Raw genomic sequence first — 15864 nt, forward strand, 5'->3', positions numbered from 1 at the left:
ACGAAGGGGGGTGTGTCGGAGGCGGATTATGTGGAGTTGCTGTTGCAGCAGCAGGTGTCGGGTGTGGTGTTCGCGGGTGGGTTGTTCGCGCAGGCGGATGCGCCGCATGAGCACTACCGTCTGCTTGCGGAGCGCCGGATCCCGGTGGTGCTGGTGAACGCGGCGATCGAGGGGCTCGATTTTCCGTGTGTGGCGTGTGACGACGCGGTGGCGGTGGAGCAGTCGTGGCGGCATCTGGTGTCGCTGGGGCACGAGCGGATCGGTCTGGTCCTGGGCCCCGCCGACCACATCCCCTCCCGGCGCAAGCTCGCCGCCGCCGAGCGGACGGCGAAGGCCCTCGGCTCCGAACTCCGCCCGGAGTTCGTGGAGCGGTCGATGTTCTCGCTGGAGGGCGGTCAGGCGGCCGCGTCGCGGCTGCTGGAGCGGGGTGTGACGGGGATCGTGTGTGCGAGTGACCCGCTGGCCCTGGGGGCGGTGCGGGCGGCGCGCAGGCGGGGTCTTTCGGTGCCGCGGGACGTGTCGGTGGTCGGGTACGACGATTCGGCGTTCATGACGTGCACGGAGCCGCCGCTGACGACGGTGCGCCAGCCGATCGAGGCGATGGGCCGGGCCGCGGTCGAGCTGCTGAGCACCCAGATCGAGGGCAGCGACGTTCCCCACAGCGAGCTCCTCTTCGAGCCCGAACTCGTCGTCCGCGGCTCCACCGCCCAGGCCGCCGGGGCGTAGCCCCGCCCGGGCCGGGCCGTCCGGTGCGGGAGACGGTCATGTCGACGCCGCCGTCGTAGCGGCAGGGCCTCCGCGCCGTCCCGCGCGGAGTGCACCATCGCATAACCGGTCGGCCGGCCCTTGGCGAGCAGGCAGCGCTCGCGGCGGGGCGCCAGCACCGCGACTCCCCCTGATGCAGAGACGTCGTCTCCGCTCTCGCGTCCGGCCGGTGCCCCGGCGGAGTGCATCCGAGCAGCCCCCTGCCCCACGGCAGGGGGCTGCTTCACGTGCGCCTCAACCGCCTCTGCGTACCGAACCGTTGACAAAGTCGATACCTGGTAGAAACCTGTCACCTCGGCGCTGCAAAAGATTGACTGAATCACTCAACTTTCTGATTCATAGCGCTTCAGGGTTCACCAGGGCACCGCCGACGCCTGGTGAGCCCGTCATCGTCCACCAGGCACACCCGTCCCGAGCGCCCCGCAGCTCCGCCCGCTCCGACGCCGTCCGCGTCGGCGGGGGAGGGGAGGCGGGCCGCACGGCCGGGCGTGCCCAGGGAAAGGGAACGAGAGGCCTCATGAGAGGGAAACATCACGGCCGGCGACTCTTCGCCGGCCTGGTGACGACCGGCCTGGTCGCCGTCGGGCTGCTGCCGGTCGCAGCCCACGCCGCCGACGGACCGAACCGTGCGCTCGGCAGGCCGGCAACGGCCGGCGGATCGCACCCCGCCTACCCGGCGGGCAACGTCACCGACGGCAGCCAGGCCTCCTACTGGGAGGGGCCCCTGGGCTCCTTCCCCCAGTGGGTGCAGATCGATCTGGGCAGCACCGTCGACCTCGACGAGGTGGTGCTGAAGCTCCCCTCGTCGTGGGAGGCCCGCACCGAGACCCTCACGGTCCTGGGCAGCACCGACGGCAGCGGATTCAGCACCCTGTCCGCCGCCGCGGGCCGGGCCTTCTCCCCGGCGTCCGGCAACACGGTCACCCTCGACGTGGCCGCCGCGGCGCGGTACGTCCGCGTGCAGGTCACCGGCAACACGGGCTGGAACGCCGCCCAGTTGTCGGAGGTCGAGATCTACGGCGAGGGCGGCGGCGGCCCGGACCCGGGCGACCCGCCCCCGGCCGGGACCAACCTCGCCCTGCGCAAGCCGATCGAGGCGTCGTCCCACACCCAGACCTATGTCGCGGCCAACGCCAACGACGACAGCACCAGCAGCTACTGGGAGGCGAGCGGGCAGCCGTCGACGCTGACCGTGAAGCTGGGCGCCGACGCCGACCTGTCCGGCGTCGTCCTCAAGCTGAACCCCGACGCGGCCTGGGGCACCCGGACGCAGAGCATCCAGGTGCTCGGCCGGACGTCCGGTGAGACGGCGTTCGTGTCGCTCAAGGACCGTGCGGACTACGTGTTCAACCCGGCGGCCAACCAGAACACCGTCACCATCGCGGTCTCCGGCCGCTACGCCGATGTGCGCCTCCAGTTCTTCGGCAACACCGGCGGGGGCGGCGGCCAGGTCGCCGAGTTCCAGGTCGTCGGCGCGGCCGCGCCCGCTCCCGACCTGACCGTCACCGATCTGACGTGGTCCCCCTCCGCCCCGTCCGAGACGGACGCGGTCACGGTCGACGCCACCGTGCGCAACACCGGCACCGCCGCGTCACCCGCGACCACGGTGAACGTCAGCCTCGAAGGCGCAGCCGCGGGCAGCGCCGCCGTCGGCGCGCTGGCGGCCGGGGCGTCCGCGAAGGTCCCGGTCCAGGTGGGCAAGCGCCCCATGGGCGGCTACACCGTCTCCGCGGTCGTCGACCCCACGGACACGGTCGCCGAACTGGACAACACCAACAACAGCCGCACCGCCGCCGCCAAACTGGTGGTGGGCCAGGCGCCCGGACCGGACCTCGAGGTCACGGGCATCACCACCAACCCGTCCAGCCCGGCCGTCGGCGCCACGGTCTCGTTCACCGTCGCGGTGCACAACCGGGGCACCACCGCGGTGCCCGCCGGATCCGTCACCCGCCTCACCGTCGGCTCCACCACCCTGAACGGCACCACCGGCGCCATCGCCGCGGGCGCCTCGGCGAACGTCGCCGTCAGCGGCAGCTGGACCGCCACCAGCGGCGGGGCCACGCTCACCGCGACGGCCGACGCCACCGGCACGGTCACGGAGACCAACGAGGGCAACAACACCTTCGCCCGCTCCCTGGTCGTCGGACGCGGCGCGGCCGTGCCGTACACCGAGTACGAGGCCGAGGACGGCCGCCACAACGGCACCCTGCTGCAGGCCGACGCCAAGCGCACCTTCGGGCACACCAACTTCGCCACCGAGTCCTCGGGCCGCGAGTCGGTCCGCCTGAACTCCACGGGTCAGTACGTGGAGTTCACCTCCACCAGCGCCTCGAACTCGATCGTCGTGCGCAACTCGATCCCGGACGCGGCGGCCGGCGGCGGCCAGGAGGCGACCATCAGCCTCTACGCGAACGGGCAGTTCGTCCGCAAGATCAACCTGTCGTCCAAGCACAGCTGGCTCTACGGCAGCACCGACGACCCGGAGGGCCTGACCAACCGGCCCGGCGGCGACGCCCGCCGGCTGTTCGACGAGTCGCACGCCCTGCTGACCCAGACCTACCCGCAGGGCACGGTGTTCCGCCTCCAGCGCGACGCCGGTGACACCGCCGCCTTCTACATCATCGACCTGATCGACCTGGAGCAGGTCGCGGCGCCCGCCGCCAAGCCCGCCGAGTGCGCGTCCATCACCGCGTACGGAGCCGTGCCGAACGACGGCGTCGACGACGCGGACGCCATCCAGCGTGCCGTCACGGCCGACCAGAAGGGCGAGATCCCCTGCGTGTGGATCCCGGCCGGCCAGTGGCGCCAGGAGAAGAAGATCCTCACCGACGACCCGCTGAACCGGGGTCAGTTCAACCAGGTGGGCATCCGTGACGTCACCCTCCGCGGCGCAGGCATGTGGCACTCGCAGCTCTACTCGCTGACCCCGCCGCACCAGGCGGGCGGCATCAACCACCCGCACGAGGGCAACTTCGGCTTCGACATCGACCACAACACCAAGATCTCCGACATCGCGATCTTCGGCTCGGGCACCATCCGCGGCGGGGACGGCAACGCGGAGGGCGGTGTCGCCCTCAACGGCCGCTTCGGCAAGGACACGAAGATCAGCAACGTCTGGATCGAGCACGCCAACGTGGGTGCCTGGGTCGGACGCGACTACTCCAACATCCCCGAGCTGTGGGGACCGGGTGACGGGGTCGAGTTCAGCGGCGTCCGCATCCGCAACACCTACGCCGACGGCGTCAACTTCGCCAACGGCACCCGCAACTCCACGGTCTACAACTCCTCCTTCCGCAACACCGGCGACGACGCCCTCGCCGTGTGGGCCAGCAAGTACGTCAAGGACACCTCCGTCGACGTCGGCCACGACAACCACTTCCGCAACAACACCATCCAGCTGCCGTGGCGCGCCAACGGCATCGCGGTCTACGGCGGTTACGGCAACACCATTGAGAACAACCTGATCTCCGACACCATGAACTACCCGGGGATCATGCTGGCCACCGACCACGACCCGATCCCGTTCTCCGGCCAGACCCTGATCGCCAACAACGGTCTGTACCGCACCGGCGGGGCGTTCTGGAACGAGGACCAGGAGTTCGGCGCCATCACCCTGTTCGCGCAGGGGCCCGACATCCCGGGTGTCACCATCCGGGACACGGACATCCACGACTCGACCTACGACGGCATCCAGTTCAAGACCGGCGGCGGCGCCATGCCGAACGTCCGGATCAGCAACGTGACCATCGACAAGTCCAACAACGGGTCGGGCATCCTCGCCATGGGCGGCGCCCGCGGCAGCGCGACCCTCTCGGACGTCACCATCACCGGCTCGGCCGAGGGCGACGTCCTCGTGGAGCCCGGCTCGCAGTTCGTGATCAACGGCTCCGCCGGAGCGGCTGCCGTGCCGGCGCACCAGCGGCAGGCACTGCACTTCTGACCGTACGCCCGCCCGCCGGCGCCCGGCCCCCCGCCGGGCGCCGACGGGCGGCGCCCCGGACCGCCGGGCCGCCCGTCCACCACGGCCCGGCACCCCGTTCCACCCCCACCGGTGCGCTGCCGCACGGCACACGCACCGCATCCACCCGTCCGAGACCAGACCGAGCCCCGCCCGACCGCGGCGGGGCCGAGATCGGGGACGTATGAGATCCCGCAAGGGCGCGTCACGGGCCATGTGCGCCGTGCTGGCCACCAGCCTCCTGTCACTGGGCGGCCCGCTGCTGTCCGCCGCATCGGCGGCCGGCGGGCCCAACATCGCGGTCGGGGACCCGGCCGCCGCGAGCAGCTCCCACAACGAGTACGGGGCCGCCAACATCACCGACGGCAACCAGGGCACCTACTGGCAGAGCGCCGGCAGCGGCCTTCCCCAGTGGGTCCAGACCGACCTCGGGGCAACCTCCCGCATCGACGAGGTCGTCCTCAAGCTCCCCGCCGGCTGGGAGAGCCGCACCCAGACCCTGGCAGTGCAGGGCAGCGCCGACGGCACGAGCTTCGCCACGCTCAAGGCGTCGGCGGCGTACTCCTTCACCCCCGGCGCGGGCAACACCGTGACCATCGGCTTCCCGGCGACCCAGACCCGGTTCGTCCGGGTGGCGATCACCGCCAACACCGGCTGGGCCGCGGGCCAGCTCTCCGAGCTGGAGGTGCACGCGGCGGGGGAGTCCTCGGTCAACCTGGCGCGCGGGCGCGCCTTCACCGCCAGCAGCCACACCGAGGTCTACACCGCGGGCAACGCCGGCGACGGCAACAAGGCCACCTACTGGGAGAGCCGCAACAACGAGCTCCCGCAGTGGCTCCAGACCGACCTCGGGTCGGCGGTGCGCGTGAACAAGGCCGTGATCAAGCTTCCCGACGGCTGGGGCGCGCGCAGCCAGACGCTGAAGATCCAGGGCAGCACCGACGGCTCCTCGTTCACCGACCTGACCGCCGCCAAGGCGTACACCTTCGACGCGGCGGGCGCGAACACGGCCACCGTCACCTTCGACGCGGCGACCACCCGCTACCTGCGGGTCCTGGTCAGCGCCAACAGCGTCCAGCCCGGCGCCCAGGTCTCCGAGCTGGAGGTCTACGGTCCCGCGACCGGTGACACCCAGGCGCCGACCGCCCCGGCGAACCTGGCCCTCACCGAGCCGGCCACCGGCCAGATCCGCCTCACCTGGGACGCGGCCGGCGACGACACCGCCGTCACCGGGTACGACATATACGCCGACGGGGGCCTGCTCACCTCGGTCGCCGGCAACGTCACCACCTTCACGGACAACCGTCCGGCCGGCACCCGGGTCAGCTACTACGTGCGGGCCAGGGACGCGGCGGGCAACCAGTCCGCGAACAGCAACACGGTCACCCGTGCCGGCGACACCGGTGACACCGTGGCGCCGACCGCCCCGGCGAACCTGACCCTCAGCGAGCCGGCGGCCGGGCAGATCCGGCTGACCTGGGGGGCGTCCAGCGACAACAAGGGCGTCAGCGCCTACGACATCTACGCGAACAACAGCCGCAGGGCCACCGTCGCGGGCGACGTGACCGCCTGGTCGGAGAGCCGGGCGGCCACGGAGACCGTCACCTACACCGTGCGCGCCAAGGACGCGGCCGGCAACGAGTCCCCGCACAGCAACGCCGTGACCCGCAACGGCAGCGGCGGCAGCGGCTCCGACCTGGCCGTCTCCAAGCCGATCAGCGCCTCCTCCGTGATCCACACCTATGTCGCGCAGAACGCCAACGACAACAACCGGGCCACCTACTGGGAGGGCGGCGCCGGGGCGTACCCGAACACCCTCACCGTCAAGCTCGGTTCCAACGCCGACGTGTCCCGCGTGGTGCTGCGGCTCAGCCCCGACTGGGGGCGGCGCACCCAGACGATCCAGGTCCTCGGCCGTGAGCAGAGCGCGTCCGGCTTCACGAGCCTGGTCGCCGCCAAGGAGTACGTCTTCGACCCGGCGGACGGGAACACGGTCACCGTGCCCGTCGACGCCCGGGTCGCGGACGTGCAGCTGCGCATCACCGCCAACAGCGGGTCGAGCGCCGGACAGATCGCCGACTTCCAGGTGATCGGCACCCCCGCGCCCAACCCCGACCTGGAGGTCACCGGTCTGACGGTGTCACCCGCCTCACCGGTCGAGTCCGACGACATCACCGTCTCGGCCACGGTCCGCAACAGCGGCGCGGCCGCCGCACCGGCCGGCCGGGTGGGCGTGCGCCTCGGCGGCACCACGGTCGCCGGCGCCCAGGTTGCCGCCCTCGCGGCCGGCGCGCAGACCACCGTCCAGGTGCCCCTCGGGGCACGGGACGCGGGGTCCTACCCGCTCGGTGCCGTCGTCGACGAGGCGAACGACATCATCGAGCAGAACGAGACCAACAACGCCTTCACCAGCCCCGCCGCGCTGGTCGTCAAGCCGGTCGCCAGCTCCGACCTGGTCGCCGCCGCGGTCACCACCACTCCGTCCTCCCCGGCCGCCGGTGACTCCGTCACCTTCAAGGTGGCCCTGAAGAACCAGGGCACCGTCGCCTCGGCGAGCGGCGGCCACGGGGTGAGCCTCGCGCTGGTCGACTCCCGCGGCACGACGGTCCGCACCTTCACCGGCACGCACGAGGGGGCCATCGCGGCGGGCGCCACGACCGGCCCGGTGAACCTGGGGACCTGGACGGCGGCGAACGGCTCCTACACCCTGAAGGTCACCGTCGCCCCGGACAGCGCCGAGCTGCCGGTCAAGCGGGAGAACAACACCTCCACCCAGCCGCTGTTCGTCGGACGCGGCGCGAACATGCCGTACGACATGTACGAGGCGGAGGACGGCACCGCGGGCGGCGGCGCGCAGGTCGTCGGCCCCAACCGGACCGTCGGCGACGTGGCGGGCGAGGCGTCCGGCCGCAAGGCCGTCACCCTCGACGCGACCGGTGAGTACGTCGAGTTCACCACCCGGGCGAGCACCAACACCCTGGTGACCCGCTTCTCGATCCCGGACGCGCCGGGCGGCGGCGGCATCGACTCCACGATCAACGTGTACGTCGACGGCGTCATGAAGAAGGCCCTGCCGCTGACCTCGAAGTACGCCTGGCTGTACGGCGCCGAGGCCTCGCCCGGCAACTCGCCCGGCTCGGGGGCGCCGCGTCACATCTACGACGAGGCGCACATCATGCTCGGCGAGACCGTCCCGGCGGGGTCGAGGATCCGGCTCCAGAAGGACGCGGCCAACACCAGCACCTACGCGATCGACTTCGTCAACCTGGAGCAGGTCGCCCCGGTGGCCAACCCGGACCCGGCCGCCTACACGGTGCCCGCCGGCTTCGGCCACCAGGACGTGCAGAACGCCCTCGACAAGGTGCGCATGGACACCACGGGCAGGCTCGTGGGCGTCTACCTGCCGCCGGGCGACTACCAGACGTCCAGCAAGTTCCAGGTGTACGGCAAGGCCGTGAAGGTGGTCGGGGCCGGTCCCTGGTACACGAAGTTCCACGCCCCGGCGACGCAGGACAACACCGACGTCGGCTTCCGTGCCGAGGCCGCCGCCAAGGGGTCGCTCTTCAAGGGCTTCGCCTACTTCGGCAACTACACCTCGCGCATCGACGGCCCGGGCAAGGTGTTCGACTTCGCCAACGTGTCGGACATCGTGATCGACGACATCTGGAACGAGCACATGGTGTGCCTCTACTGGGGCGCCAACACCGACCGGATCACGATCAGGAACTCCCGGATCCGGAACATGTTCGCCGACGGCATCAACATGACCAACGGGTCGACGGACAACCTGGTGTCCAACAACGACGCCCGGGCGACCGGTGACGACAGCTTCGCGCTGTTCTCGGCGATCGACGCCGGTGGCGCGGACATGAAGAACAACGTCTACGAGAACCTGACCACCACGCTGACCTGGCGGGCGGCCGGTGTCGCCGTCTACGGCGGCTATGCCAACACCTTCCGCAACATCCACATCGCGGACACCCTGGTCTACGCCGGGATCACGATCTCGTCCCTGGACTTCGGCTACCCGATGAACGGGTTCGGCACCGAGCCGACGACCTTCGAGAACATCTCGATCGTCCGGGCCGGCGGGCACTTCTGGGGCGGGCAGACCTTCCCCGGCATCTGGGTCTTCTCGGCGTCCAAGGTCTTCCAGGGGATCCGGGTGAACAACGTGGACATCGTCGACCCCACCTACAGCGGGGTGATGTTCCAGACGAACTACGTGGGCGGTCAGCCGCAGTTCCCGATCAAGGACACGGTCTTCACGGATGTGACCATCACCGGGGCGCGCAGGAGCGGGGACGCGTTCGACGCCAAGTCCGGCTTCGGTCTGTGGGCGAACGAGATGCCCGAGGCGGGCCAGGGCCCGGCCGTCGGCGAGGTCGTCTTCAACGGTCTGAAGCTGAGCGGCAACGCGGTGGACATCCGCAACACCACCTCCACCTTCAAGATCACCCAGAACCCGTAGCGCGGGCCGGCCCCGGTCGCCGGACCGGGGCCGACCGATCGTTTCGGACACCCGAGAGGCAGGAAGAGCGCAAGCGCCTTGCGGTGCTTGCGCTATTCTTGCGTTCATGACGCGACGACTTGCTCAGGTGGCAAAGAAGGTTGGGGTCTCGGAGGCGACGGTGTCCCGGGTGCTCAATGGGAAGCCGGGGGTGTCGGAGGCGACGCGGCAGTCGGTGCTGACGGCTCTGGATGTGTTGGGTTATGAGCGGCCGACGCAGTTGCGGGGTGAGCGTGCGCGGTTGGTGGGGTTGGTGCTGCCGGAGTTGCAGAATCCTATTTTTCCGGCGTTTGCCGAGGTGATCGGTGGTGCGTTGGCTCAGCAGGGGTTGACTCCGGTGTTGTGCACGCAGACGAAGGGGGGTGTGTCGGAGGCGGATTATGTGGAGTTGCTACGAAGGGGGGTGTGTCGGAGGCGGATTATGTGGAGTTGCTGTTGCAGCAGCAGGTGTCGGGTGTGGTGTTCGCGGGTGGGTTGTTCGCGCAGGCGGATGCGCCGCATGAGCACTACCGTCTGCTTGCGGAGCGCCGGATCCCGGTGGTGCTGGTGAACGCGGCGATCGAGGGGCTCGATTTTCCGTGTGTGGCGTGTGACGACGCGGTGGCGGTGGAGCAGTCGTGGCGGCATCTGGTGTCGCTGGGGCACGAGCGGATCGGTCTGGTCCTGGGCCCCGCCGACCACATCCCCTCCCGCAGGCGCCTGGCGGCCGCCGCACGGGCCGCGGGGGGCGAGCTGCCGCCGGAGTTCGTGGAGCGGTCGATGTTCTCGCTGGAGGGCGGTCAGGCGGCCGCGTCGCGGCTGCTGGAGCGGGGTGTGACGGGGATCGTGTGTGCGAGTGACCCGCTGGCCCTGGGGGCGGTGCGGGCGGCGCGCAGGCGGGGTCTGTCGGTGCCGCGGGACGTGTCGGTGGTCGGGTACGACGACTCGGCGTTCATGACGTGCACGGAGCCGCCGCTGACGACGGTGCGCCAGCCGATCGAGGCGATGGGCCGGGCCGCGGTCGAGCTGCTGAGCACCCAGATCGAGGGCAGCGACGTGCCCCACAGCGAGCTCCTCTTCGAGCCCGAACTCGTCGTCCGCGGCTCCACCGCCCAGGCCGCCGGCGACCGCTCCACGGCCTCCGGCACGGCACCGGGGAGCCGTTCCCCTGCCCCGGGTGCGGCTGCGGGGTGGGTCGCCACCGCATAGCCGGTGTCATCCGGGACGGTGGCTTCCGCATCGGTCCGACATCCCTCTGTCAAACAATTACGAAATCGGCGCGAGATATTGCGTCCACTTGTTCATGGTGGTTGAGTGTGCGGCGCCCCACAACGCATCGGCGGTGGGGCGCCTTCCTCGTTCATGCTCGAAGGGGATCCACCCATGAGAAGTGCTCGGTTCCGCCGTGTCCGCCGCGCCGGCGTCATGACCCTCGTCTCCGCCCTCTCGCTCAGCGCGCTGGCCGCCTGCGGCACCAGCAGCAGCAGCGACGACGACTCGGGGGCCAAGAGCAGCGGGTCGTCCGACCCCGCCGCTCCGCTGGACCCGAAGACCAAGGTCACGATCACGATCGACTGCATGCCGCCGACGGCGAAGCAGGCCGAGCTGAAGGAGTGGAAGGAGGACGTCAAGGAGTTCAACAAGACCTATCCCAACGTCACCATCGAGGGCCGCTCCACTCCCGGCCAGTGTCTGGAGCCCCCGCGCTTCACCGCGATGCTGAAGGCCAAGTCCCAGCCCGACGTCTTCTACACCTACTTCACCGACCTGCCGCAGGTGCTCGACAACGACGGCGCCGAGGACATCACCGCGTACGTCCACGACAAGTCCGTGCCCCTGCTGAAGGACATCGACCCGAACGTCATGGCGTCGCTGAAGCAGGACGGCAAGCTCTACGGCCTGCCCACCAGCAACTACACCATGGGCCTGCTGGTCAACCGGAAGCTCTTCAAGGACGCCGGCCTCGACCCGGACGCGCCGCCGCGCACCTGGGAGGAGGTCCGCTCCGCCGCCAAGAAGATCGCCGGTCTCGGCAAGGGCATCGCCGGCTTCGGCGAGTACAGCGCGGGCAACACCGGCGGCTGGCACTTCACCGCGCAGATGTACAGCGTGGGCGGGGACGTCGTCGACGCCGACGGCAGGAAGGCGGCCTTCAACGGCACCCTCGGCAAGCAGGTCGCCCGGAACCTCCACGCCATGCGCTGGGAGGACGACAGCATGGGCAAGACCCAGCTCCTGAAGTGGGGCGACCTGCAGAAGCAGATCGCCACCGACAAGCTGGGCATGTTCCTCGCCGCGCCCGACGACATCGCCTACATGGTCCAGCAGCTCGGCGCCAAGTACGAGAACTTCGGCATGGGCCCGATCCCCGGCGAGCGCAACACCCTCGCGGGCGGCAACGCCTACATGATCAAGAAGGGGATCTCCCCCGACAAGGTCAAGGCCGCCATCGCCTGGCTGAACTTCAAGAACCTCAGCGTCGGCAAGGGGCAGTTCGACTGGGCCCGCACCAAGGCGGACGGCCTGCCGGTCGGTGTGCCGCAGCCCAACTTCTGGCTGAACGCCTCCAAGACCGCCGACGACGCCGCCCGCGTCGAGCACGCCACCATGCCGGTCGAGAACTTCCGTCCCTTCATGGACAACGCCGTCGCGGGCAAGGCCGAGCCGCCGAAGGCGCAGGAGGTCTACAAGGTCCTCGACAACGTGATGTCCGGCATCCTCACCAACAAGGACGCCGACATCGACAAGCTGCTCGCCACCGCCGAGCAGCAGGTCAACCAGGTCCTCGCCAACCAGTGATGGCCTCCCGGCGGGGCCGGGCCGGCCGCCCGTCCCCGCCGGGAACACCCGGCGTCCGGGCGGTCCCGGCCCGCCCCGCGCAGGGCCCCGCCCCGAGCGGACGTCCGACGCGCGGGGCCCGCCCGCGCCGGGCCCCTTCCCGCGCAGGATCACTGCCCCGGCAGACCCGTACCAAGGAGCAACGATGTCGGCCCCCAGCCTGACCCCGAGCAAGGCGGCCTCCCACCGCCGCACCCCGCCTCCCGCGGCCGGCCCCGCGCCGTCCAAGGGGCGCTTCGGCAGGAGCCTGCGGCGCAACCTGACCGCCCACGGCTTCCTCATCGGCGCGGTGATCTGCTTCGCGGTCTTCTCCTGGTACCCGATGGTCCGGGAGTTCTTCCTCGCCTTCCAGAAGACCGACGGCGGCCAGACCACCTGGGTGGGCCTGGACAACCTCACCACGGTCGTCAACGACCCGGCGTTCTGGCAGGCATGGCGCAACACCCTGCTGTTCACCGTGCTCGCGCTGGTCCTCGGCTTCGCCGTCCCGTTCGCCGCGGCCGTCGTCATCAACGAGTTCCACCACGGGCAGGGCTACCTCCGACTGCTGGTCTACCTGCCGGTCATGCTCCCGCCGGTCGCCGCGGTCCTCCTCTTCAAGTACCTGTACGACCCGGGCTACGGACTCCTCAACGAGCTCTTCGGCGCCGTCGGCCTGCCGGAACAGCAGTGGCTCCAGGACCCGGACATCTCGATGCTCGCGGTCGTCGTCGCCTCCACCTGGATGAACATGGGCGGCGCCACCCTCATCTACCTCGCGGCGCTCCAGGGCATACCCGGGGAGCTGTACGAGGCCGCGGAACTGGACGGTGCCGGGCTCTTCCGCAAGATCTGGCACGTGACCATCCCGCAGACCCGCCTGATCCTCTCGCTGATGCTGCTGATGCAGGTCATCGCCACGATGCAGGTGTTCGTCGAACCGTTCCTGCTGACGGGCGGCGCCGGTCCCGAGGGCTCGACCACGACGGTCGTCTACCTGATCTACCAGTACGCCTTCAACTTCAACAACTACGGTGCCGCGGCGGCTCTCGGCCTGCTCCTGCTCGTACTCCTCGCCGGATTCTCGGCGGCGTACGTCAAGCTCAGCCGCGCCGAGGACGAGTAGGACCGGGAGAACAGCCATGTCCACACGCACTCTCATCTCGCCGGCCCAGCTCGCCAGGCCCCGCGGCAGGACGCTCTACTGGGTGACGTTCGCCGCCGTCGTCGGCATCTTCACCCTGGTGTTCCTCGGCCCGCTGTACTGGCTCGTCTCCAGCGGCTTCAAGGACGCCCAGGAGGTCATCCAGACCCCGCCGACGCTGGTCCCCGGCTCCTTCGAACCGGACAACTACAGCCGGGCATGGGAGGTCATGGACCTCGCGAGCCTGCTCTTCAACACCCTGTACTACGCCTTCGGCGCGCTCGCCTTCCAGCTGATCTTCGACGTGGCCGCGGCCTACTCGCTCTCCAAGCTCCGCCCGGTCCTCGGCAAGGCCATCCTCGGCATGATGCTGGCCACGCTGATGATCCCCGCCACCGTCCTGGTCGTGCCCCAGTACCTGACCGTGCTCGACGTGCCGGTCATCGAGCGCAACCTGCTGAACTCGCCCTGGGCGATCTGGCTCCCGTCGGTGACCAACGCCTTCAACATCTTCCTGCTGAAGCGCTTCTTCGACTCGATCCCCAAGGAACTGCTGGACGCCGCCTCCATGGACGGCGCGACGCCCATGCGGGTCCTGTGGTCGATCGTCCTGCCGATCTCCCGGCCCATCCTCGGAGTGGTGTCCATCTTCGCCGTCGTCGGCGTGTGGAAGGACTTCCTCTGGCCGATGCTCACCCTGCCCGACCCGACGAAGCAGACCCTCAACGTCGGCATCTACTCGCTCTCCAACGGCGTTCCGGTGAACGTGCTCATCGCCGCGCTCACCATCGCCTCACTGCCCACCCTGCTCATCTTCCTGGTCTTCCAGCGCAACATCATGAGCGGCCTCACCGCGGGCGGACTCAAGGGCTGAGGCCCGCGTCCCGCCCGTCACCTCCCAAGCCTTCGCCGCCGGCCCGTCCGATGCCCCGCTTCCGGGCCGGCGGCGGAGATCCACTCTGCCCGAAAGGACCGTCACGTGGCAGCCCCCGACCCGCAGCGCACCGACGACTGGTGGCGCGACGCCGTCATCTACCAGGTGTACCCACGCAGCTTCGCCGACGGCGACGGCGACGGCACCGGGGACCTCGCGGGAGTCCGGGCCAGACTGCCGTACCTCGCCGAACTGGGCGTCGACGCCGTCTGGTTCACGCCCTGGTACCTCTCCCCGCTGGTCGACGGCGGATACGACGTGGCCGACTACCGCACGATCGACCCGGCCTTCGGCACCCTCGCCGAGGCCGAGAAGCTGATCGCCGAGGCCCGGCAGCTCGGCATCCGCACCATCGTCGACATCGTGCCCAACCACATCTCCGACCAGCACGCCTGGTTCAGGGCCGCCCTCGCCGGCGGGCCCGGCAGCCCCGAGCGCGAGCTCTTCCACTTCCGTCCCGGCCGCGGCGACGACGGCGAACTGCCGCCCAACGACTGGCCCTCCCAGTTCGCCGGCCCGACCTGGACCAGGGTCCCCGACGGCGAGTGGTACCTCCACCTCTTCACGCCCGAGCAGCCGGACCTCAACTGGTCCCATCCCGCCGTCCGCCAGGAGCACGAGGACGTGCTCCGCTTCTGGTTCGAGCGCGGTGTCGCCGGCGTGCGCATCGACTCCGCCGCCCTGCTCGCCAAGGACCCGGCGCTGCCGGACTTCACCGAGGGCGTCGACCCCCACCCCTACATCGACCAGGACGAGCTCCACGACATCTACCGCTCCTGGCGCGCCATCGCGGACGAGTACGGGGGTGTGTTCGTCGGCGAGGTGTGGCTGCCCGACGCCGAGCGCTTCGCCCGCTACCTGCGGCCCGACGAACTGCACACCGCGTTCAACTTCAGCTTCCTCGCCTGTCCGTGGGACCCCGGACGGCTGCGCCGCTCCATCGACGACACCCTCGCCGAGCACGCCCCGGTCGGCGCGCCGGCGACCTGGGTGCTGTGCAACCACGACGTGACCCGCACCGCCACGCGCTACGGGCGCGAGGACACCGCCTTCGACTTCGCCACCAAGACCTTCGGCACCCCGTCCGACCTGGCGCTCGGCACCCGCCGCGCCCGGGCCGCCGCCCTGCTGAGCCTGGCCCTGCCCGGCTCCGTGTACGTGTACCAGGGCGAGGAACTCGGCCTGCCCGAGGCGGACATCCCCCTCGACCGCATCGAGGACCCGATGCACTTCCGCTCCGAGGGCAGGGACCCGGGCCGCGACGGCTGCCGGGTGCCGCTGCCCTGGGAGGCGGACGCCCCCTGGTGCGGCTTCGGCTCCGGGACCGAGCCGTGGCTCCCGCAGCCCGAGGGATGGGCCGCCTACGCGGCGGACCGGCAGGCCGCCGACGCGGACTCGATGCTCTCGCTCTACCGCGAGGCCCTGCGGCTGCGGCGCACCGAGGCAGGCTTCGGCGACGGGCCGCTGACCTGGCTCCCCGCCCCCGACGGGGTCCTCGCCTTCGCCCGGGCGGACGGGCTGCTGTGCGTGGTCAACCTGTCCCCGGCGCCCGTGGGCCTGCCCGCCCACGGCGCCCGGCTGCTGGCGAGCGGTCCGCTCGACGAGCAGGGCCGGCTGCCCGCGGACACCGCGGTCTGGCTGCGCGCCTGACCTGTCCGCCGACACGGCGGTCGGGCCGCGCGCTCCCGGGTGACGGCGCCCTTGGCCCGGAGGCGGGTGAGGATGGTGATCACGGTGGTGTAGGCGAGGGTGCCGCC

7 protein-coding genes and 1 pseudogene are annotated in these 15864 nt (G+C 70.6%); all 8 read left to right on the forward strand.

Annotated elements, in window-relative coordinates; translation table 11 throughout:
• On the forward strand, positions 1-726 hold a 726-nt coding region (locus EAO77_RS32535), incomplete at its 5' end, for a substrate-binding domain-containing protein (protein ID WP_147992062.1).
• A gap of 556 nt (positions 727-1282) precedes the next feature.
• The gene (locus EAO77_RS32540; protein ID WP_147991923.1) at positions 1283-4705 is read left to right on the forward strand and encodes a CARDB domain-containing protein; all 3423 of its coding nucleotides are present in this window, start codon (positions 1283-1285) and stop codon (positions 4703-4705) included.
• Positions 4706-4907: 202 nt separating this feature from the next.
• On the forward strand, positions 4908-9194 hold the full coding sequence (locus EAO77_RS32545) for a discoidin domain-containing protein (RefSeq protein WP_147991924.1): 4287 nt from the start codon (positions 4908-4910) through the stop codon (positions 9192-9194).
• 106 nt (positions 9195-9300) lie between these two features.
• A pseudogene (locus tag EAO77_RS32550) lies at positions 9301-10340 on the forward strand (LacI family DNA-binding transcriptional regulator); the annotation flags it as partial.
• A 255-nt stretch (positions 10341-10595) separates the two neighbouring features.
• Positions 10596-12011, forward strand: coding sequence for an extracellular solute-binding protein (locus EAO77_RS32555; protein WP_147991925.1), 1416 nt, complete (start codon positions 10596-10598; stop codon positions 12009-12011).
• Positions 12012-12195: 184 nt separating this feature from the next.
• Positions 12196-13155 (forward strand): carbohydrate ABC transporter permease, encoded by a 960-nt coding sequence (locus EAO77_RS32560; protein ID WP_147991926.1) that lies wholly within the window; start codon positions 12196-12198, stop codon positions 13153-13155.
• A 16-nt stretch (positions 13156-13171) separates the two neighbouring features.
• On the forward strand, positions 13172-14047 hold the full coding sequence (locus tag EAO77_RS32565; RefSeq protein ID WP_147991927.1) for a carbohydrate ABC transporter permease: 876 nt from the start codon (positions 13172-13174) through the stop codon (positions 14045-14047).
• Between the two features lie 105 nt (positions 14048-14152).
• A complete protein-coding gene (locus EAO77_RS32570) occupies positions 14153-15757 on the forward strand; it encodes a glycoside hydrolase family 13 protein (protein WP_147991928.1) in 1605 nt (534 codons plus the stop codon).
• The last annotated feature ends 107 nt before the right edge of the window (positions 15758-15864 follow it).

The sequence above is a fragment of the Streptomyces sp. T39 genome, from assembly GCF_008042045.1.
Classification (GTDB): domain Bacteria; phylum Actinomycetota; class Actinomycetes; order Streptomycetales; family Streptomycetaceae; genus Streptomyces.

Excerpts from the sequence above, each read along its gene's own strand:
- EAO77_RS32540 (WP_147991923.1), top strand. The coding sequence starts at position 1,283 with ATGAGAGGGAAACATCACGGCCGGCGACTCTTCGCCGGCCTGGTGACG.
- EAO77_RS32545 (WP_147991924.1), top strand. The coding sequence starts at position 4,908 with ATGAGATCCCGCAAGGGCGCGTCACGGGCCATGTGCGCCGTGCTGGCC.
- EAO77_RS32555 (WP_147991925.1), top strand. The coding sequence starts at position 10,596 with ATGAGAAGTGCTCGGTTCCGCCGTGTCCGCCGCGCCGGCGTCATGACC.
- EAO77_RS32560 (WP_147991926.1), top strand. The coding sequence starts at position 12,196 with ATGTCGGCCCCCAGCCTGACCCCGAGCAAGGCGGCCTCCCACCGCCGC.
- EAO77_RS32565 (WP_147991927.1), top strand. The coding sequence starts at position 13,172 with ATGTCCACACGCACTCTCATCTCGCCGGCCCAGCTCGCCAGGCCCCGC.